Source organism: Exiguobacterium sp. SH3S3 (assembly GCF_004337115.1).
In the GTDB taxonomy this organism is placed as follows: Bacteria; Bacillota; Bacilli; order Exiguobacteriales; family Exiguobacteriaceae; genus Exiguobacterium; species Exiguobacterium aurantiacum_A.
Map to the genome: position 1 here is coordinate 1 of NZ_SJUU01000002.1, position 20,726 is coordinate 20,726.

The window sequence follows — 20,726 nt, forward strand, 5'->3', positions numbered from 1 at the left end:
AGATGATTTTACTCATGGATGCGTTCCCCCGTCTGAATGAATAGGTTCATTATATCGATTCGACCGCACACAAAAAACCCTGAATGAGCACTTTTTATCAAGTGTCTATCATTCAGGGTTCAGTTCAGTACGCCTCACCCTTATTGTTCGATCAACCATGTCGCGAGCACGTCGGCTTCTTCGGCAGACGCGAGACCGGCCGGCATTGTACCTTGACCGTTGACGATGATGTTCGCGATTTCTTCAGCAGACAAACGTTCTCCGACTCCAGTCAACGCCGGACCGACGCCACCTTCAAGATTTCCGCCGTGGCAACCTGTGCAGCCTTTAGCAGCGTACAAGTCTTCCGGGTTCATCTCGGTGACGGCTGGACCTTCAGCGGCTTGTTGCGCTTGGTTTACGCCAAAATACGATAATGAGACCATAGCGATGATTGCGACGATCGCAATCGCTGCAAACGGTAACAATGGATTACGCATTGTATTTCCCCCTCATGTTCTTTCCAAATTTCTACCCATCACTATTTTACTCAAAAAACAATAAAGAAGGAAGGAAAATCACTCATTTTCCTTCCTTTCTTCTAAAACTTCACATTTTATTCAAAAACACGATTAATCGAGGAAGTCTTTCAAGCGTTTCGAGCGACTCGGGTGACGGAGCTTCCGTAACGCCTTCGCTTCGATTTGACGGATCCGCTCACGCGTGACCCCGAACACTTTACCGACTTCTTCGAGCGTGCGCGTCCGACCGTCATCAAGCCCGAAGCGGAGACGGAGTACGTTCTCTTCCCGGTCTGTCAACGTATCGAGCACGTCTTCGAGTTGTTCTTTGAGCAGCTCGTAGGCTGCTGCATCCTGAGGTGCCATCGCATCTTGATCTTCAATGAAGTCACCGAGGTGCGAATCGTCCTCTTCACCAATCGGTGTTTCAAGCGACACCGGTTCTTGCGCGATTTTTAAAATCTCACGAACTTTCTCAGGCGTCAATTCCATTTCCTTGGCAATCTCTTCAGGAGCCGGCTCACGCCCGAGGTCTTGCAACAATTGACGTTGAACACGGATCAATTTGTTGATCGTTTCGACCATATGGACCGGAATCCGGATCGTTCGGGCTTGGTCGGCGATGGCACGTGTGATCGCTTGACGAATCCACCACGTCGCATACGTCGAGAACTTGAACCCTTTCATGTAGTCGAACTTCTCGACTGCCTTGATCAGACCCATGTTTCCTTCTTGGATCAAGTCAAGGAACAACATACCGCGACCGACATAGCGTTTCGCGATCGAGACGACGAGACGAAGGTTGGCTTCAGCGAGACGTTTTTTCGCCTCGTCATCGCCTTGCTCGATTCGCTTCGCGAGTTCGGTCTCGTCTTTGGCACTCAACAAATCGACACGGCCGATTTCTTTCAAGTACATCCGGACCGGGTCGTTGATTTTAATTCCTGGCGGTACAGCCAGATCATTCAAGTCGACCTCTTCGTCTTCTTTTTTCGTAGGAGTCTCTTCGGCATCGGCCGCATCTTCTGTGACGCGGATGTCTTTGCCTTCTAAATCTTCAATGAAGTTATCGATAAAATCTGAATCGACCTCAAAATGGCTGAGGCGATCCTGGATCGCTTGCATCGATACGACACCCTTCTTTTTCCCCAACTTTTCAAGTTCGTCTATGGCGTTAAATAAATCCTCTTTTTTCTTCTCTGCCATCTAGCAGTTCAACTCCTTCCAAACTTCCTTCACGTTCATCGTTCACGTAAGCGGCGACTCCGGGTAATCAATTCTTGTAGCTTCGATGCCTGGTCTACTATACTTTCGGCATCCTGCCCGATTTCCCTTTTTGCTCGCTCGATTTGACGCTGTTCCTCATAACTGTTTATCACCTTAATGTATTCATCTAAAACCTCTTCAGTCAGATCATCAGGCGCTGACATGAGCCGAATCTCTGCATAGCGGTTGGCATAGTCAGGACGTTGGTCGCAGTGACGCTCCATAAAAGGCGGCATGACCTGCTCAAACTCTTCAAGCGTCATATCTTCTGAAACGATCTCATAAAACGCCGTCGCCAACATGCGATGAATCTCATCTTGGTAAGCTAGGCCGAGTCGGTCGCGGACGAAGCGAACCCGTTCCGGTCCGCTGAGCATCGCCCGTAACAGTAATTTTTCGGCCTTCACAAAACGTGGTTCATTCGCCTTACTCGATCGTTTACGGATTGGTTCTGGTTCACGAAGCGCTGGCGATGCCTGCACTTGGCTCGACACCGGTCGCGGCATTCGATTCGCTAGCGTTTCGACAGGAATGTCAAACTCGTTCGCCAATTTTTTTAAATATAAATCGCGGCGAATCGAGTTGTCCGTCTTGCTGATTTCCCCAAGCATCGCTTCAATAAACCGAATCCGTTCTCCTTCTCGATTCATATTTTTCCCGCGCCGAAGCGTCCGGTTCATGAAATCGAGGACGGATAAGCGTTCCGATTCGACAAAACGTTGCCATTGCTCCCGACCGTTCGTCCGAATATAATCATCCGGGTCCGTCTTCTCCGGTAGCATGAGCACTTGGACGTCGAGCGGATACGCCTCGAGCATGCGAACGACTTTGAGCGTCGCCTCTTGTCCGGCATGGTCTCCGTCGTAACAAATCACGACTTCATCGACCATCCGTGACAACGCCCGGGCATGCTGCGATGAAAATGCCGTCCCGAGTGAAGCGACGACCTCGGCCGTCCCGGCTTGGGCGACTTGGAGGACATCGACGTTCCCTTCGACGAGGAGCACCCGTTTTTGTTTCCGCATCGATGCACGTGCTTGTGAAAATCCAAATAACAGCTCACTCTTGTTAAAGAGTGGTGTCTCCGCCGTATTTACATACTTGGGCTGTCTGTCGTCAATCGCACGGCCGCTAAATCCGACGATTGTGCCGTCTCGATCCGCAATCGGAAAGACGACCCTTCCTTCGAACCGGTCAAAATATTCACCGGATCTAGATTTAGAAATAAGTCCTGCCTCGACCATGACTTCTAGGTCGAACCCTCTTCGCTCGAGTGAATCGACGGTGAAGCGGCGTTGATCAGGGGCGTATCCGATTTTGTACTGCCCGATCGTCGTCTCGGCCAAACCGCGTTCACGTAAATAAGTCAAGCCGACTTCTCCGGCCTCGGTTTTCATCAATACCTCGTGATACAGGTCGGCGATGATCCGATGAGCATCACGCATTTGTTTACGAACGACTTGATCGCGTGTCAGCTCTTCGTCACCGGCCACCCCTTCTACAGCGATGTTTGCCCGTGTCGCTAAGCGCTCAATCGTTTCCGGGAAGGACAACCCTTCCGTTTCCATGACGAACGTAAAGACGTTCCCGCCAGCACCGCAACCGAAACAATGATACATGCCTTTTTCAGGCGATACGGAAAAAGAAGGACTATTTTCCGAGTGGAACGGACAAAGTCCGACAAGACGGTGGCCTTGTTTCTTCAATTCAACGCGTTCACTGATCAAGTCCACGATATCCGTGGCTTGTTTCACTTCCGCAATGACTTCATCCGGTATCCGTGGCAACTCCACCACTCCCTATCCAATCTCGCAACGAAACGGAACGCTCACCACGTTCCGTTTCACTATCGTGTCAATACTCTATTATACCGTTAACACGCGTCGATTACTAATGCGAGCGCTCAGTCATCTTTCGACTGTTCAAGCTGACGTAAAATGATCCCTGCCGTCTCTTCGACCGCCTTATTCGTCACATCGATGACCTCGCAGCCGATTCGTTCGTATATCCCTCGCGCGTACTCGAGTTCCCGATTGATTCGCTCGAGTTGAGCGTAATCCGCTTCCGGTTTTAAACCGAGCGATTTCAAACGCTCCATTCGAATCGAAATCAACTTGTCCGGCGAAATGATCAAACCGACACACTTATCCGGTGACAGCTCAAACAGTTCTTCGGGCGGACGCGACTCCGGCACGAGCGGGACGTTAGCGACTTTATAACGTTTTAGCGCCAAATATTGTGACAGCGGCGTCTTCGATGTGCGAGACACACCGACGAGGACGATATCAGCCTTTTTCAAGCCACGCGGATCGCGTCCGTCGTCATACTTGACGGCAAACTCCATCGCCTCGATTTTACGGAAGTAATCCTCGTCTAGACGATAGATCAGACCCGGTTTCTCACGCGGACTCTCCCCCAGTTTTCCCGATAAGATGTCGAGGAGATCACCGAGCAGGTCGATCGTTTTGACGTCATACGTTTTACCGAGCGACACGAGCAATGAGCGATGTTCTTCGTTAACGAGCGTGAAGGCGATCACCGCTCCTTGGGCTCTAGCCTGCGTGACGACATCATGAATCGTCTGTTCGTCTTCGACGAAAGGAATCCGGAGTGTCTCGATCGCATTCTCATGGAATTGGATGCTTGCCGCCCGGACGACGAGCTCACACGTTTCTCCGACAGAGTCACTCACGACAAATACGAGTTGTTTGTTTATCAAACCAATTTCCTCCTCAGAACGATTCATCGTTGGCAAGTGCAATCAACACCTTGGTCATGTTCGTCTTCGTCATTCGGCCGAGCACGATGAGCGAACCATCCTTCTCTTCGACGACAGGCATGGCGTCAATCTGTTTCTCAATCAACTTCATCCCGGCCCGAATGAGCGTCTCACCTTTTTCACAAACGGTAATATTCGGCATCCGTGTCATAATGACGTTGACAGGCAATTGGTCGAGGTCCTGATTGCCGATGGCCGCCCGCAGTAAATCTTTGCGGGACAACACCCCGACAAGTTCATTGTCTTTTCCGACGACGAACAACGACCCGACATCTTCTAAGAACAACGTGACGACCGCATCATACACGGTCATTTCATTGCTGACGACTTTCGCGGACGACATGAAATCACCAACGGTCAGCGAATCAAGTTTTTCGCGGAGCAGCGATGAATTTCGTTTGCCGACGAACGTGTAGCCGACGCGTGGTCTTGCTTCTAATATCCCAGTCATCGTCAAAATGGCAAGATCAGGGCGGAGCGTGGCACGGGTGAGCGATAACTCTTGAGCAATCTGCTCTCCCGTGATCGGTCCGTTCACTCTCACAATCTCAACAATCTTCTGTTGGCGTTCATTCAGCTGCATAGCCAACCCCCTCTAGTTTAATCAGAGTACGAGCGCGCTGAAGTCAGCAACACGCTCGATCGTCGTAGCGAGTCGCTTCATCTCACTGAGACGATTATGGCGAATCGTTTCTACGTCGCTCATGACCATCGTATTTTCAAAATAAGCACTTATCGGTTGTTCAAGCGCTCGAAGTAATGTGATGGCACGCATGTAGTCGCCCACTTCGACCGCTTCATGTGTCTCGGGCAACGTTGATTCGACCGCGGCGTGAAGGGCTTTCTCTTCAGCATTCTCAAACAGGGCCGGATCCACTAGTCCTGGTTCGCCTTTTTTAGCGATATTGACGACGCGCGTCAACTGCTCGATCAACTGTTTCGCCTCGTCTGACAGCATGTTTTGAACCGCCTCCGCGCGAGCGTCGAGCTGTTCGACAGTCAGACCAGTCGTGAGAACGGCGTCAATCACGTCGTATCGTACTTGTCTCTCTTGCAGACGATACTTCAAGCGGAGCATAAAGAAGTCATTAAGTTGCGCCTTGACTTGTTCTTTATCGGCATCATAAAGTCCTGCTTCCACCTGAGATTCGACAACTTGTGAAAGTAATTTGTCGACTGGTAGATCGACGTGCCAATCTCCAAGAATTTGAACGACTCCTTGCGCTTGGCGGCGAAGGGCGAACGGATCTTGTGAACCGCTTGGAATCATGCCGACCCCGAAGAACGCAGCAATCGAATCGAGTTTATCCGCGAGTGCGAGCGCGGCCCCCGTCGGCGTGGCCGGTGAAGCGTCTCCGGCGAAGCGTGGCATATAGTGCTCACGGATCGCGGCCGCAACTTCTTTGTCCTCACCTTGCTGGAGTGCATACTTTTCTCCCATCACGCCTTGAAGCTCGGTAAATTCGTAAACCATCTGGCTAACGAGGTCGAATTTATGGATTTCCCCAGCGCGTTCGACTTTCTGAGCATCGGCATTGAACAGTGGAGCGAGCGTGAGCGCGAGTTGTTGGACGCGGCGAACTTTCGCGCCTGTCGTCCCGAGCTTCTCATGAAAGACGATGCGATCGAGACGGTCGAGCTGGTCGTCGATTTTCGTCTTTTTATCTTCTTCATAGAAGAAGACGGCATCGGCGAGTCGTGCCCGGATGACTTTCTCGTTCCCTTTGGCAACGTTTTGCAGATGGTCTGCGTTACCGTTACGAACCGTCACAAAATAGTGTTGGAGCGTGTCACCGATATAGACTGGGAAATAGCGCTGATGCTCTTTCATCGTCGTGATCAACACTTCTTCAGGAAGGTCGAGGTAGCTCGCGTCAAACTCACCGAACAGAGCTGTCGGCCATTCGACGAGGTTCGTCACTTCTTCAAGCAACGACGCGTCAAGTGGCACCGTCCATCCTTGTTCATTCGCCAACTGTTCGATTTGACGTTCGATGCGTTCGCGACGGTCGTCGTAAGATGCGACGACAAACTCTTGTTCGAGCGTGGCCACATAGCGGTCAGGTGATGAGATTGTCACGTCGCCTTTACTTAAGAAGCGATGTCCGCGTGTCACGTTACCTGTTTGGACGCCCTCGATCTCGAAATCGATCTGTTCTGTCCCAAACATGGCGACTAACCAGCGGATCGGACGCATGTAGCGGAGGCTGCTCGTACCCCATTTCATATTTTTCGGGAACGTCATGCCGCGGACGACGTCTTCAAGGCCGCCAAGTAATGAAGCCGTCGGCTGACCTGACTCGTGACGATCTGCGAAGACGTATTCGACCCCTTTTTCTTCCGCGAAGTAAAGGTCGTCGACTGACAGTCCGCGTCCACGCGCAAATCCCGCTGCCGCTTTCGACCAGTTTCCGTCTGCATCTTGCGCAATCTTTTTAGCCGGTCCCCGGAGCGTCTCCGTCAAATCTTGTTGACTCTCCTCGACGTCACGAACGAGTACAGCGAGACGACGTGGTGTCGAATAGACCGTGACAGCTCCGAAGTCGACGCGGGCGTCCGACAAGAACGCCGCCACGCGCTCTCCTAACTGTTTCTCCGAGCGGAGCACGTATTGGGCTGGTAGTTCTTCAAGTCCAATTTCTAGTAAAAGGTCACGCATCCAAGGCACCTGCTTTCTCTTGATTAAGGAGTGGGAAGCCGAGGCGTTCCCGTTCTTCGATAAATTTGGCCGCACATGCCCGCGACATGTTGCGGACACGTTGGATGAAACCGGTCCGTTCCGTCACCGAGATCGCGCCTTTCGCGTCGAGCAGGTTGAACGTGTGCGAGCATTTTAAGATGTAATCGTACGCCGGGAAGACGAGGTTTTCCTCGAGCGCCCGCTTCGCTTCTTTCTCATACGTATCGAACAACGTGAACAACATATCGACGTCTGACAGCTCAAACGTGTACTTCGAGTGTTCAAACTCTGGCTGATAGAAAATATCGCCATACTTGAAACCGTCTGTCCAGACGAGGTCGAACACACTCTCAACTTCTTGAATATATGACGCGAGACGTTCGAGACCGTACGTGATCTCGACGGCGATCGGGTCGCACTCGATCCCGCCGACTTGTTGGAAGTATGTGAACTGGGTGATTTCCATCCCGTTCAACCATACTTCCCAACCGAGTCCGGCCGCACCGAACGTCGGGTTTTCCCAGTTGTCCTCGACGAAGCGAATGTCGTGTTCGAGCGGGTTGATACCGATCAACTCCAAACTCTCCAAATAGAGTTCTTGAATGTTGTTTGGGGACGGCTTCATGATGACTTGGAATTGGTGATGTTGATACAGACGGTTCGGGTTTTCCCCGTATCGACCGTCAGCCGGACGGCGTGACGGCTCCGTATAACAAACGTTCCACGGCTCTGGTCCGAGACTCCGTAAAAACGTCATCGGGTTCATCGTTCCGGCCCCTTTTTCTACGTCATACGCTTGCATCGTCAGGCAGTTTTTCGACGCCCAAAAATTTTGCAACGTGAGAATGATTTCTTGCACCGTTTTGTGCTTCATATGTGACACCTCCAAAAGTATTGAAACGACAAAAAACGCCCCTATGTGCCATGCACATAGGGACGGGATTACCCGCGGTTCCACCCTACTTGCCTCGGTATCGAGGCCACTCTTTGGATTGGGGCGCTCCGGAATCGCCATTCGCTCTCTTCATGGCGTTCGGCTCTCACCTTCCCGAACTCGCTTTACCCATGATTTAAGAACTACTCATTTTCCCTCACAGCGCACGCTATTTCATTTGTCTAATCGTAGATTATGGTATCGAACCTTGCATGAATTGTCAATCATCGTTCAAGTAAAGTCGCTGCATCTGATCGAGGACCCGTTTCGTCTTGAGGTTCAGTCCGCTGTAAGAGTCCATATAGGCGTCAAACAGTTGCCGTAACAGGAGACGTGTCTCCTTCGTCAACGGGACGTTACTAAACTCTGACAACTCATGCCGGCTCAACAAGTAAAGTAACTTTGCCAGCCGCTCACTCATCTGAATCGACCCTGCCTCTTGGTGGCGCGAACAGAGAAACCCGCCCGACGTCACGGAAAAGAACATCGGGTCGGTCACATCATTGCACCGCACACAACCGGTCAAGACCGGGGCGACGCCGAGCAGATACATAATTCTGAGTTCGAAATGATGGGTGATGATCTCAGGGTCCATTCCGGCGTTCAGCGCTTGGAGCGCGTCATTCAAAATTCGGTATAATGGCCGATTCGGGACTCGATCTTCGACAGTTTTATCGACGAGTTCGAGCAAGTACACGGCATACGCCATCCGCTCGACATCTTTACGGATTTCCGGGTATGACGTGATCACGTCAGACGACTTGAGTTGACCGAGACCGCGGCTCGCCGGGAAGATATAGACGGCTTCGACGAACGGTTGGCTCGCTGCGTGCAGCCGGCTCCCCGGCTTTTTCGCACCGCGTGCCATGACGGCGACTTTCCCGAGCTCTTCTGTGAAGAGGGTCACGACTTTGTTGGATTCACCGTAATTGACGGTCCGAATGACGATGCCCGTGACTTTTTGTAACATGGCTCAATACTCGTCGTCGCGGAACCCGAGGTCACGGAGTTGGCCCATCTTATTGCGCCAATCTTTTTGGACTTTCACCCATAAGTTTAAATACACTTTCGTACCGAGCAAGAGCTCGATGTCATGACGCGCCTCCGTCCCGACCTGACGGAGCATCGCACCTTTCTTGCCGATGACGATTCCTTTTTGCGAGTCACGCTCGACCATGATGACGGCTTCGACGTCGACCATGTCCGAGTTGTCTCGTTTCTTGATCGATTCGATGTTGACCGCGATCGAATGCGGAATCTCATCGCGCGTGTTATGGAGCACTTTCTCGCGAATCAGTTCCGAGATGATGAAGCGCTCCGGGTGATCCGTCACTTGATCAGCCGGATAGTACATCGGCCCTTCTGGTAGCAGCTTCTTGATCTCACCGATGAGCGGTTCGACGTTATTGCCTTGCAAGGCTGAAATCGGAACGTACGCCGCGAAATCAAGTTGATTCGTATACTGTTCGATGACAGCAGGGATCTCGTCCGGATGAATCAAATCGATTTTGTTCATCACAAGGATGATCGGTGTGTCGAGTCCTTTCAACTTCTCGATGATGAACTCGTCACCGGCACCACGCGGCTCTGTTACGTTGACCATGAACAAAATCGCGTCGACTTCGCGCAACGCGTTCGTCGCCACTTTCATCATGAAGTCGCCGAGACGGTGCTTCGGTTTATGGATCCCTGGCGTGTCGATGAAGATGATTTGCGTGTCGTCTGTCGTATAGACACCTTGGACCTTGTTACGTGTCGTCTGGGGTTTGTCTGACATGATGGCGATCTTTTGACCGATGACCCGGTTCAAGAACGTCGATTTCCCGACGTTCGGACGTCCGATAATTGAAACAAAACCTGATTTAAAACCTTCTTGATACATAGTGCACCTGCTTTCTAAATTTCCAATACATTGATTATAAAGCGAATAAATACGGTCCGAAAATGACGAGCGCTGTTACGGCTGCTCCGCCCGAAGCGACGAGGACCGAGCCCGCCGCGACGTCTTTCGCTTGTTTGGCGAGCGGCTCGATGTCTTTCGTCACGAGATCGACCGTCCGTTCGACGGCCGTGTTCATCAATTCGAGAGCGATGACAAGCACGACCCAACCGAACAAGATGAGGTTTTCAAGCGTTGTCGTCGGGAGCCACCAACAAAACAATCCGACGAGCAAGCTTGCAATGAGGTGAATCAGCATGTTCCGTTCGGTTCGCACTGCGTGCACGATCCCGCGCACCGCAAACCAGAACGGATTCACACCTCGCCTCGCTTCAACTCAAAGTGAGCGAGCACTTGCTCCTGACGCGCCGTCATCTCGGCTTCTTCTTCTGGCGTCATATGGTCGTAGCCGAGCAAATGGAGAAAGCCATGGATCGCCAAGAAGCCGAGTTCGCGTTCAAACGAATGACCGTAGTCCGCCGCTTGCTCGCGGCACCGCTCCACCGAGATGACGATGTCGCCCAATAGACGAGGTTCATCCTCATCGAGCATGAAGTCCATCTCTTCTTCTCCCATCTCGTCAAACGCAAAACTGATGACGTCCGTCGGCGCGTCTTTGCCGCGCCATTCCTGGTTGATGACTTGAATCTCGTCATTCGTTAAAAACGTGACTGACAGTTCACTCGGTTCTTCGACTTGTTCCGCCGAGGCCGCGTGAACTAAAATCGATTCGACTAACTCGAGCTGAGACTCGGTCAACAGCCCTTGTTCATCGTTCGAGATGATTTGCATGTAATTCGCCTTCTTTCTTTAGTTCTGGGTATTCGATCCGTTCATGGAACAAGCCGGTCAACGTCTCGCACGCACTCTCGCCGACACGCCACACTTCCTTCGTCGTCAAGTCACACTCTTCGAACTGACCGTCTTGGAGCTTGTCGCGAATGATCGAGCTGACGAGCTGGCGTATCCGCTCCGGTGTCGGCTGTTTTTGCGACCGGACCGCTGCTTCGATCGAATCGACGATCATGACGACCGCCGCCTCACGCGACTGCGGTTTCGGTCCCGGGTAACGGAAGCGTGACTCCGACACGTCTCGTGACTCTTTCGCTTTCACATAAAAGAACTTGAGCAGCGACGTCCCGTGATGTTGCTCGGCGATGTCGATAATCTCTTTCGGCAGTTTATAGCGCCGCAACAAATCAGAGCCGTCGTAAGGATGCGCCATAATGATGTCGGCCGACTCTTCCGGTGTGAGCCGGTCGTGCGGGTTCACGCCGTTTTGTTGATTCTCGATAAAGTGGAGCGGCCGTTCCGTCTTGCCGAGGTCGTGATAATAGCTCGCGACCCGGGCGAGCAGACCGTCGGCCCCGATCGCCTCACACGCCGACTCGGCGAGATTGGCGACCATCATGCTATGGTGATACGTACCCGGAGCCTCCATCAACAGTTTTCGCAGCAGCGGGTGCGTCGGGCTCATCAATTCGACTAAGCGTCCGGACGACAACACGCCGAACCAAGGCTCTAGAAACGGCAGGAAGCCGAACGTGAGAACGATCGACAACAAGGCGCTCGTGATCGCGAAACCGGATAAATAGGCGACCATCTCCCACGTCACTTGCGTGTTCCGCAAGAACAGGAGCGCGAGCACCATGATGATGTTGATGATTCCGAGCAAGACGCCTGAAAGGAACAAGCGTTTCCGTTGAATCTTCGGTTCGACCAAAAAGACAGCCAGGAAACTCCCGGTCGCAAAGTAAACGACCGTCATAAAGCTCGTATTTTGGCCAAAGCTCGCAACAATTGAACCAGCGATCATCGTGATGAGCGCCGAAGCCAACGCGACCCGTTCATCGACTAAGATACGGAGCAATAAGACGACGAACGCCGTCGGGGCGATGACGTACGCATACGTCGTGAACTCGATCCCGATATAACCGACGCCGAAGAAAATACCTAGTTGCAGCAATAGTAGGCCATAGACAGTAATCAAAATTTTAGGTCGGAGCAAAAGTTCTTGAATTTTTGAACGGATCAGCATGAATAAAAATCCGACCGTCAAGAGTCCGCTGAGCAAATAGGCACCGAACAAAGGCGCGAACGAACGGTTCGGGTCAATCGCACCGGTCAATTCGAGCTTCCGATAGATTTCACGGGTCACGACTTCCCCTTGGTTGACGAGGAGCTGTCCTTCTTGAATGATGACCGGTTCAACGGCGTCGATCGCTTCTTGTTCTTTCTGACGAGTCGCTTCCGAATCGAAAACATAGTTCGGGACGATCAGTTGGTCACTTAAACTCGTCGCGACCGCTCGGAATTCTAACGACAACGGTGATTGGTCGATGACCGTCGACGCCCGGTCTCTCGCCTCGGCAATCGACTCGGAACTCGTTTCGATCCGATTCGCCATGACTTCTTGAAGCGCCGTCACGGCGACGTCTTCGACGGTACGACGCGTGTTCACGGTCGCCTCCAGGAGTGAGTTCAACTCATCGTCTGCAAGGAGCCCGTTCACTTCTGTAGAGTTCAATCGATTTTTGATATCAGACAGTTCAGTGTCCTCATCCGTGTCTTCGAACGCCGCAAACAATTGCTCGATTTTGGCAATCTGTTGATCGGCGAATTCACGGCGTAATGAGAACTGACTCCCGACGGCGTTCGTCGCGTCTTGTCTCAGACGGTCCGACGCGACCCTGTCCTCGATCGTGATCGGGGAGCGGATATCTTGTGCGGCGATGCCAAGCGGCTCTACGCTGATGATTGATGGGCGCACCGTAAAGTAGAGGATCGCGCCAAGGATGAGAAAAAAGAGGACGGAGATTGTGGCGACCGTCCAATGACGTGCTTGCTGCATCAGTGCCCCCCCTTTCGTCATGTAATATCTGTACTGTAGGCGTTGATGATTTTTTTGACGAGTGGATGCCGCACGACGTCTGAGGCGCTAAAGTGTTCGAAGTGAATCCCGTCGACTCCTTCGAGGAGATGGAGCGCTTCTTGAAGCCCCGACGCTTTCCCTCTCGGTAAGTCGACTTGCGTCAAATCACCGGTGACGACCATCTTCGACCCGAACCCGAGCCGTGTCAAAAACATTTTCATCTGTTCTTTCGTCGTATTCTGCGCCTCATCCAAAATGACGAACGCATCTTCAAGCGTCCGTCCGCGCATGTAAGCGAGCGGGGCGACTTCGATCGTCCCTCGCTCGAGCAGACGGTTCGTGTGTTCGACACCATAGACGTCAAACAAGGCGTCATAGAGCGGTCGTAAGTAAGGGTCGACTTTCTCTTTTAAGTCACCCGGCAAGAAACCGAGGTTCTCACCCGCCTCGACGGCAGGACGCGTCAAAATGATCCGTTTCACTTGACCTTCCTTCAGCGCCCGCGCAGCCAGGACGACCGCCAAATACGTCTTCCCGGTCCCGGCCGGCCCGATCCCGAACACGAGGTCGCGTTTCTCGATGGCCCGGACGTAACGGCTCTGTCCGACCGTCTTCGCCCGGATCGGTTTTCCTTTGTTCGTCGTGAAGACGACGCGGCCATAATGTTCGAGCAGTTCTTCCCCTTTGCCGATCTTAATATGTTGGATGACACTGATCGCATCGCCCTCGTTCAACCGTGCACCTTGTTTAACGAGTTGTTGCAACGTCTTGATCACACTTTTCGTCAATTCGAGCGTCTCCGCGCTGTCGGCTTGGATGATCAGCTCTTCGCCACGAGGCGTAAGTGCGACGGCAAGCTCGGCCTCGATCGCACGGAACACCTCGTCTTTCGGTCCGAGGAGTGCCTGCCCTTCGCTCGCATGTTCCATGACGAACGGTATCTTATCTGTCGTAATCAATGGATGTTTCTCCCCCTCATCTATAGATTGTTCCTTCTTTACTTTAGCACTATCATGCCGTTCGTGAAAGAAAGACCGTTAGCTCGAGCCACAAAAAAAGCAGCGACATCGAGTCACTGCTAAAAAATTACCGACGGCGGCGTTTCGAGACCGGCGGCTGAAGAATCTCACTCCAGACGATGGCTTGACGCGCTTGCTTCATCGTAATGCGCGGTTGCGCTGTCTGTCGTGAATCGGTCGCTTCCGTTATCGGAGGGATTTTGACTGCCTGTTCGAACGCAGCGCTCACTTTCGGGAGCGACTCACGCGACTTTGGTGCGTGCCGATTCGGATCAAACTCGTGCCGGTCTGAATTTTCGACCGGAATCGCGACACGACGACGAACTTTTTGCGGTACTTTATTCTGTCGTTCGTCTCGCGGATCGTTGAGTGGTCCATCGACTTCTTTCATCATGTCGCCGACCGTATCCAAATACCGTTTCAGATCCGTGCTCGGTGGCTTTTCTCCTGTAGATGACGACTTCTCAAGTCGCTTCATGACCGCGGAAGCGACCCCGAAGGCGACTAATAGTAAGATCCATAATCCATCCATATCGATTACTCTCTATCAGATTCGACTGGGTGCCCGATCGCATTACGCATTTGCGTATCCGCTTGGACGTTCAAGTAGTTGACGTAATCCATGACCCCAAGCTTGCCGTTACGGAGCGCATCTGCCATCGCGAGCGGAACTTCCGCCTCGGCCGCGACTACTTTGGCGCGCATTTCTTCGACCGATGACTTCATCTCTTGCTCGCGGGCGATCGCCATCGCGCGACGTTCCTCAGCTTTCGCCTGCGCAATTTTCTTATCTGCCTCGGCTTGGTCGGTTTGGAGCACCGCGCCGATGTTTTTACCGATATCAATGTCGGCGATATCGATCGACAAGATTTCAAACGCCGTCCCTGAATCGAGACCTTTCGTCAATACGGTACGTGAAATCATGTCCGGGTTCTCAAGCACGTGTTTATGGTTATGTTGCGAACCGATCGTCGAGACGACCCCTTCACCGACACGGGCGATGATCGTTTCTTCACCGGCACCCCCGACGAGGCGGTCGATGTTGGCCCGGACCGTGATCCGCGCTTTCGCTTTCACTTCGATCCCATCCATCGCCACACCGGCGATGAACGGTGTCTCGATGACTTTCGGGTTAACCGACATCTGAACGGCTTCTAACACGTTCCGGCCAGCAAGGTCGATGGCGGCGGCACGTTCGAACGATAATTCGATATCGGCACGGTGCGCCGCGATCAAAGCGTTGACGACACGGTCGACGTTACCGCCGGCTAAAAAGTGACTCTCGAGCTGGTTCGTGTTCAAGCCGATGCCTGCTTTGACGGCTTTGATGAGCGGGTTGATGATTTTAGACGGGACGACGCGACGAAGTCGCATCCCGATCAATGTGAAGATGGAGACGTGGACGCCTGAAGCAAACGAGCTGATCCACAGGCCGACCGGTACAAACGTGAAGAACACGGCGAGCGCGATCAATCCCCCACCTGTGATGAGTAACGTGCTTAATAGTTCTGGTGTCATTCTGTTACATCCTCCTTCGGTTCTACAAAGCGTCGGACGACAACGCGTCCCGAGTCGACTTTATACACCTCAATTTTTGTTTGTTCATCGAGATAGCTACCTTCTGCCACGACGTCGATTCGTTCGCCTTCAATCTCAGCAGTACCTGCTGGACGAAGCGGCGTCAATGTGACGCCGACTTTCCCAAGCAACCTCTTACGGTCGTCATGAGACAAATACCCCTTATCAGTCGACGTCGAATCGGTCAAAATCAAGCCTTTGTACATGAGTGAGCGATTCGACTGAAGTCGACGGTACGCCCAAAAACCGAGTCCCGCAACAAGCGCCGTCGCTAAACCAAGTGACAGCCAAAGCTGCCCGATCGTGGCACCTGCCATAATCAAACTCGCCACGACGGCGCCTATCCCGAGGACCCCGAACAATCCAAAACCGGCAACGAACACTTCAATTCCAAGAAGGACAATCCCGACGAAAAACACCGTCAGAATCACTCCGAGACCAAATGTCATCGTATTGCTACCCCCTTCCAAATCCAAAGCTACCTCTTATCTCTAGTGTATACGAAACAAGATTGAATGTGGTTTCATAATACGCAAAAAAAGGCAGAAACTTTTGGATTTCTCCAAAGATCCCTGCCTTTTATCATTAATTCGTCAATTGTTGTTTGACAATTCGGTTCACAAGACCACCGTCAGCCTTGCCTTTAACTTGTGGCATGACGACGCCCATCACCTTACCCATATCGGACGGACCCGCAGCGTTCGTCTCGGCAATTGCTGCCTTGACGATTGCTGTGACTTCGTCTTCAGAGAGTTGCTTAGGCATGTAGACCTCTAGTACGACAATTTCATCAGCTACTTTAGAAGCAAGGTCTTCACGACCAGCGCTTTCGAATTCTCGGAGGGAGTCTCTGCGCTGTTTCATCTCTCGGTTGAGCACCGTGAGCTCCTCTTCCTCAGTAAGATCTTGTCGACCAAGTTTGATGGCCTCGTTCTGGAGCGACGCTTTGACCATCCGGATCGTCGTGAGACGATCTTTCTGTTTAGCGCGCATGGCTTGCTTCATGTCGTCCGTCAAGCGTTCTTGCAGACTCATGAGCCAACACCCTCTCTACAAAAGAAACTTCAATCAGAATTTCTTGTTCTTGCGAGCAGCTTCTGATTTCAATTTACGTTTTACGCTTGGCTTTTCGTAGTGACGACGTTTGCGAACTTCGGCAAGAGTGCCATCTTTCGCAACACCGCGTTTGAAACGACGAAGAGCGTCTTCAAGCGATTCGTTTTTACGGACACGAGTTTCCACTAGTTTTCCCTCCCTCCGAATTACACGACTAAGGAAACGTGTTTCACACGTCATACCACATTATAGTGAAATTAAGTCGTGTGGTCAACTACTACTTCAATTAATAATCGCTGTCCGAACGCCCGCCTGTGACGATGGCAATTCCAGCAGAAGCGCCAATGCGCGTTGCACCAGCATCGATCATCGCTTGTGCGCCTGCGAAATCACGGACGCCGCCTGATGCTTTGACGCCAAGATCCGGTCCGACCGTCTCACGCATGAGTCGGATGTCTTCGACGGTAGCGCCGCCAGTTGAGAATCCAGTCGACGTTTTCACGAAGTCTGCACCCGCTTTGACTGACAGCTCAGCCGCTTTTTTGATTTCTTCTTTAGTAAGCAGGCACGTTTCAAAGATGACTTTGACGAGCGTACCGTTTGCTGCTTCGACGACGGCACGGATGTCGCGTTCGACGAGGTCGAAATCGCCGTCTTTCATCGCACTGATGTTGATGACCATGTCGACTTCGTCTGCGCCGTTGGCAATCGCATCTTTCGTTTCGAACGCTTTCACTTCAGGTGTGTTCGCACCGAGCGGGAATCCGATGACCGTACAAACTTTGACGTCCTCATCTAATTTAAGTTGCTCGGCAGCGTAAGCGACCCATGTCGGGTTGACACAAACGCTCGCGAATTTGTACTCAAGTGCCTCTGCACATAGTTTTGTGACTTGATCTTTCGTTGTTTCTGCCTTCAAGGCCGTGTGGTCGATATAACGTGCTAATTCCATAATAAATTCCTCCTCTGACATATAGGTCTGACATCTAACATATTATCATGTTTTTGAGAAATGTAACAGCTTTCACTTCATGCAAGTTGACGGCGTTTTCGCGTTTGGACCCAGCTGTTCCAACTGAAGAAAAAGATGGCGATCCAGATGCATGTGAACGCGAAGATATGATACGTCGTGAACGGTTCATCGTACAAGATGACACCGATCGCCAGACTGAGCGTCGGGGCGATGAACTGTAAAAAACCGACGAGCGTGAACGGGATATGTTGCGCCCCGTAACCGAACAACAGGAGCGGCAACGCCGTCATGACGCCCGTGCCTAAGAGCGCGGCCCAAACAATCGGTTCGCCCGTCATCGTGAGCCCGCCGCGCGACGTTTCGAAGGCGAGGAAGATGACCGCGACCGGAACGACCGCGAGCGTCTCGATGCCTAGACTGACCGTCGACGCAAGCGGCCGCCGTTTTTTGACCATCCCGTAAAACCCGAACGTACTCGCCAATACGAAAGCAATCCACGGGAACGACCCATAACCGAACGTCAAGACGAGCACCCCGACCGTCGCGACACCGACCGCGAGCCATTGGACTCGGTTTAATGATTCCCGAAAAACGAGGACACCTAACACCATGCTGACGAGCGGATTGATGTAATATCCGAGCGATGCCTCGATGATATAGCCGTGATTGACCGCCCATATGTAGACAAACCAGTTCGCACTGACGATAAAGCCGTTCAACATAAAGGCGTTCCGCGTCGCCCGATGTCTGAGCGCATAATTGAATTCAGTCCACTGTTTCGTCCATTTCAAGACGAGTAAAATGAATAGAAACGACCAGACGATACGGTGGGCGAGGATTTGACTGCTCGGTATTTCCTGTAGAAACTTCCAATAGATCGGCAGGATGCCCCACATGACGTACGCACCGATTGTGGGCATGACTCCTTTATTCAATCCGTTCACCCGCTCTCCTAATCAATTATCGTCAGTTTAGTCGATGCGTTTCGGACATTCAAGCGATTTCTTCCACCCTTCCCACGACAAAAGAGGCGCGCTCTGAGAGCGCACCTCTTGTCACACGTTCGTTCAGCTCGTGATTGTCGTCAAGGCCGCAAGTGCTTGCTCCAAGTCTTCAATCAAATCGTTCACATCTTCAAGTCCGACAGAGATACGGACGAGCCCATCCGTGATGCCGAGTTCTGCCCGACGTTCGGCCGGAATCGAGGCATGTGTCATCCGTGCCGGCACGCTGATCAAGCTCTCGACCGCACCGAGACTTTCAGCGAGCGTGAAGTAGTTCGTTTTCGCAACGACCGTCTCTGCCGCTTCGGCCGATCCGACGTCAAAAGCGATCATGCCGCCAAAGCCTCGGGCTTGTGACAGATGGACTTGTTTCGCCGTCTCGCTGGCAATGCTCGGGTGCAGCACCCGGCTGATCGCCTCGTGAGACGTCAAGAACTCGACGAGTGCGAGCGCGTTCGTCTCGATTTCTTCCATCCGGACCGCGAGCGTCTTGATGCCGCGCACGACGAGGAAGCTGTCTTGCGGCCCGAGCACGGCTCCGACCGAGTTTTGTAGGAACGCCAAACGTTCCCCAAGTTCTTCGGTCCGGGCGACGACGAGACCGGCGACGACGTCACTATGCCCGCCTAAATATTTCGTGGCACTGTGCAAGACGTAGTCCGCACCGAACTCAATCGGATTTTGGAAATACGGTGTCATGAACGTATTGTCGACGACGAACAAGACGTCAGCCTCGGTCGCAATGTCACGCACACTCCGCATGTCCGTGACGTTCAAGAGCGGATTCGTCGGCGTCTCGACATAAATCATTTTCGTGTTCGGTTGGACGGCTTCGCGGACTGCCGCCGCGTCAGACGTATCGACAAAAGATGCTTCCAAGCCAAGTGATTGAAATACTCGATTGAATACACGGTACGTTCCCCCATATACGTCAGAACCGACGATGACGTGGTCCCCTGATTTCATTAACATGAGAATCGTTGAGATGGCGGCCATCCCTGAAGCGAACGCAAAACCACGCGCCCCGCCTTCGATGTCGGCGATCAGCGTCTCAAGCGCCGTCCGCGTCGGGTTAGCCGTCCGCGAATATTCATACCCGTCCCGCAAATTGCCGATTCCGTCTTGTTTATAAGTACTCGTTTGATAGATGGCTGGTGTCACGGCACCCGTCAACGGGTCCGTCGTCTTACCGCCGTGAATAAGCGCTGTTTTTGTACGCATGTTCTGCCTCCTTGACTATTCCTTGACTTAAATATCGTTCGACACTGTCCGGTAAAATCGTGACGATGACACCTTTGGTCATCCGGTTTGCTTCTTGCACACAGGCGGCGATGGCCGCACCGGACGAACTTCCGACGAGCAGCCCTTCTTGCTTCGCCAAATGGGCGACGTAATAAAACGCGTCATCATCAGAAATCGTATAGATCCCGTCGACAAGTTCACGATCTAAAAATGGAGGCCACTTCTCGACACCGATTCCTTCTGTTTTATGGGGCCCTGGTTGCCCACCGTTTAGGATTGATCCTTCGGGCTCGACGACGACGTTGCGGGTGCCGTGATTTTTTAGAACCGCGGCCACCCCAGTGAACGTGCCACCCGAGCCCGCGCCGGCGATGAAGACGTCGATATTCGGTATATCTTGCAATAGCTCTTCGGCGAGTGAATCGACGTACGTATCCGGGTTATCCGGATTCGAGAACTGTTCAGGTAAATAGGCGTTATGTTCAAGCGCCAACTCTTTGGCCCGCTCGATCGCACCCTTCATCCCGAGCTCGGTTTCCGTGTTAATGACAGTCGCGCCGAGCAATGACATGAGCGCTTGCTTCTCTTGACTAAACTTTTCAGGCGTGACCGTCATCAAGTTCACTCCGTACCGCTGACAGGCGAGGGCGAGTCCGATACCAGTATTTCCGGCCGTCGGCTCAACGACCGTGCCACCTCGTTCGAGTTGGCCGCGTTCAAGCGCTTGTTCGATCAAATGAAGCCCGAGCCGGTCTTTCACACTCCCGCCTGGATTCATCATCTCGAGCTTGCCGTATATTTTAACGCCTTTCGGAACAGGCAACGTCCGTAACTCGAGCAGCGGCGTGTCCCCGATCAGTTCATAGACGTTGTTGACGAGCATA

General features: G+C 52.5%; 22 protein-coding genes. All 22 read right to left on the reverse strand.

All coding sequences use genetic code 11. From position 1 onward, the window contains the following. Positions 1–140: 140 nt before the first annotated feature. The gene (gene cccA / locus EVJ28_RS01780) at positions 141–479 is read right to left on the reverse strand and encodes a cytochrome c550 (protein ID WP_070327002.1); all 339 of its coding nucleotides are present in this window, start codon (positions 477–479) and stop codon (positions 141–143) included. Between the two features lie 132 nt (positions 480–611). After that, positions 612–1,706: an RNA polymerase sigma factor RpoD gene (rpoD, locus tag EVJ28_RS01785; protein WP_016508087.1), complete on the reverse strand. Its 1,095-nt coding sequence runs from the start codon at positions 1,704–1,706 to the stop codon at positions 612–614. Positions 1,707–1,741: 35 nt separating this feature from the next. Then, positions 1,742–3,559 carry a DNA primase gene (dnaG, locus tag EVJ28_RS01790; RefSeq protein WP_236634022.1) on the reverse strand — a complete coding sequence of 606 codons (1,818 nt, stop codon included), beginning with the start codon at positions 3,557–3,559 and terminating at the stop codon, positions 1,742–1,744. A 110-nt stretch (positions 3,560–3,669) separates the two neighbouring features. Beyond that, a complete protein-coding gene (locus EVJ28_RS01795) occupies positions 3,670–4,512 on the reverse strand; it encodes a pyruvate, water dikinase regulatory protein (RefSeq protein ID WP_131458002.1) in 843 nt (280 codons plus the stop codon). Continuing rightward, positions 4,499–5,128 carry a transcriptional regulator CcpN gene (ccpN, locus tag EVJ28_RS01800; RefSeq protein WP_070327000.1) on the reverse strand — a complete coding sequence of 210 codons (630 nt, stop codon included), beginning with the start codon at positions 5,126–5,128 and terminating at the stop codon, positions 4,499–4,501. Before ccpN ends, EVJ28_RS01795 begins: the two co-directional genes overlap by 14 nt. 21 nt (positions 5,129–5,149) lie before the next feature. Next, a complete protein-coding gene (gene glyS / locus EVJ28_RS01805) occupies positions 5,150–7,204 on the reverse strand; it encodes a glycine--tRNA ligase subunit beta (protein WP_131487880.1) in 2,055 nt (684 codons plus the stop codon). Beyond that, positions 7,197–8,099, reverse strand: coding sequence for a glycine--tRNA ligase subunit alpha (gene glyQ / locus EVJ28_RS01810; RefSeq protein ID WP_016508054.1), 903 nt, complete (start codon positions 8,097–8,099; stop codon positions 7,197–7,199). Before glyQ ends, glyS begins: the two co-directional genes overlap by 8 nt. A gap of 280 nt (positions 8,100–8,379) precedes the next feature. Then, positions 8,380–9,129, reverse strand: a complete 750-nt coding sequence (gene recO, locus EVJ28_RS01815) for a DNA repair protein RecO (protein WP_131457993.1) — start codon at positions 9,127–9,129, stop codon at positions 8,380–8,382. A 3-nt stretch (positions 9,130–9,132) separates the two neighbouring features. After that, complete coding sequence (gene era, locus EVJ28_RS01820; protein WP_070326997.1) at positions 9,133–10,041, reverse strand: GTPase Era; 909 nt, start codon at positions 10,039–10,041, stop codon at positions 9,133–9,135. A gap of 34 nt (positions 10,042–10,075) precedes the next feature. Then, the gene (locus tag EVJ28_RS01825; protein WP_131487882.1) at positions 10,076–10,417 is read right to left on the reverse strand and encodes a diacylglycerol kinase family protein; all 342 of its coding nucleotides are present in this window, start codon (positions 10,415–10,417) and stop codon (positions 10,076–10,078) included. Further along, complete coding sequence (gene ybeY, locus EVJ28_RS01830) at positions 10,414–10,890, reverse strand: rRNA maturation RNase YbeY (protein ID WP_131457992.1); 477 nt, start codon at positions 10,888–10,890, stop codon at positions 10,414–10,416. The genes EVJ28_RS01825 and ybeY overlap by 4 nt, the downstream gene beginning before the upstream one ends. Then, entirely contained in the window at positions 10,868–12,949 is a 2,082-nt protein-coding gene (locus EVJ28_RS01835; RefSeq protein WP_236633362.1) for an HD family phosphohydrolase, read from the reverse strand. Before EVJ28_RS01835 ends, ybeY begins: the two co-directional genes overlap by 23 nt. 17 nt (positions 12,950–12,966) lie before the next feature. Continuing rightward, complete coding sequence (locus tag EVJ28_RS01840) at positions 12,967–13,929, reverse strand: PhoH family protein (protein WP_370253379.1); 963 nt, start codon at positions 13,927–13,929, stop codon at positions 12,967–12,969. 127 nt (positions 13,930–14,056) lie between these two features. Beyond that, positions 14,057–14,521 (reverse strand): hypothetical protein, encoded by a 465-nt coding sequence (locus tag EVJ28_RS01845; protein ID WP_131457991.1) that lies wholly within the window; start codon positions 14,519–14,521, stop codon positions 14,057–14,059. 5 nt (positions 14,522–14,526) lie between these two features. Next, positions 14,527–15,507, reverse strand: a complete 981-nt coding sequence (gene floA / locus EVJ28_RS01850) for a flotillin-like protein FloA (RefSeq protein WP_016508066.1) — start codon at positions 15,505–15,507, stop codon at positions 14,527–14,529. Next, the gene (locus EVJ28_RS01855; RefSeq protein WP_070326992.1) at positions 15,504–16,016 is read right to left on the reverse strand and encodes an NfeD family protein; all 513 of its coding nucleotides are present in this window, start codon (positions 16,014–16,016) and stop codon (positions 15,504–15,506) included. Before EVJ28_RS01855 ends, floA begins: the two co-directional genes overlap by 4 nt. A 136-nt stretch (positions 16,017–16,152) precedes the next feature. Further along, complete coding sequence (locus tag EVJ28_RS01860) at positions 16,153–16,602, reverse strand: GatB/YqeY domain-containing protein (protein ID WP_070326991.1); 450 nt, start codon at positions 16,600–16,602, stop codon at positions 16,153–16,155. A gap of 33 nt (positions 16,603–16,635) precedes the next feature. Beyond that, complete coding sequence (gene rpsU, locus EVJ28_RS01865) at positions 16,636–16,830, reverse strand: 30S ribosomal protein S21 (RefSeq protein WP_286203271.1); 195 nt, start codon at positions 16,828–16,830, stop codon at positions 16,636–16,638. Positions 16,831–16,909: 79 nt separating this feature from the next. Next, positions 16,910–17,575, reverse strand: a complete 666-nt coding sequence (gene deoC / locus EVJ28_RS01870; protein WP_070326989.1) for a deoxyribose-phosphate aldolase — start codon at positions 17,573–17,575, stop codon at positions 16,910–16,912. Positions 17,576–17,652: 77 nt separating this feature from the next. Then, complete coding sequence (gene rarD / locus EVJ28_RS01875) at positions 17,653–18,516, reverse strand: EamA family transporter RarD (RefSeq protein ID WP_236634008.1); 864 nt, start codon at positions 18,514–18,516, stop codon at positions 17,653–17,655. 147 nt (positions 18,517–18,663) lie between these two features. After that, on the reverse strand, positions 18,664–19,821 hold the full coding sequence (locus EVJ28_RS01880) for a bifunctional cystathionine gamma-lyase/homocysteine desulfhydrase (RefSeq protein WP_071397776.1): 1,158 nt from the start codon (positions 19,819–19,821) through the stop codon (positions 18,664–18,666). Beyond that, positions 19,787–20,725 carry a PLP-dependent cysteine synthase family protein gene (locus EVJ28_RS01885; RefSeq protein WP_131469707.1) on the reverse strand — a complete coding sequence of 313 codons (939 nt, stop codon included), beginning with the start codon at positions 20,723–20,725 and terminating at the stop codon, positions 19,787–19,789. Before EVJ28_RS01885 ends, EVJ28_RS01880 begins: the two co-directional genes overlap by 35 nt. Position 20,726 lies beyond the last annotated feature (1 nt).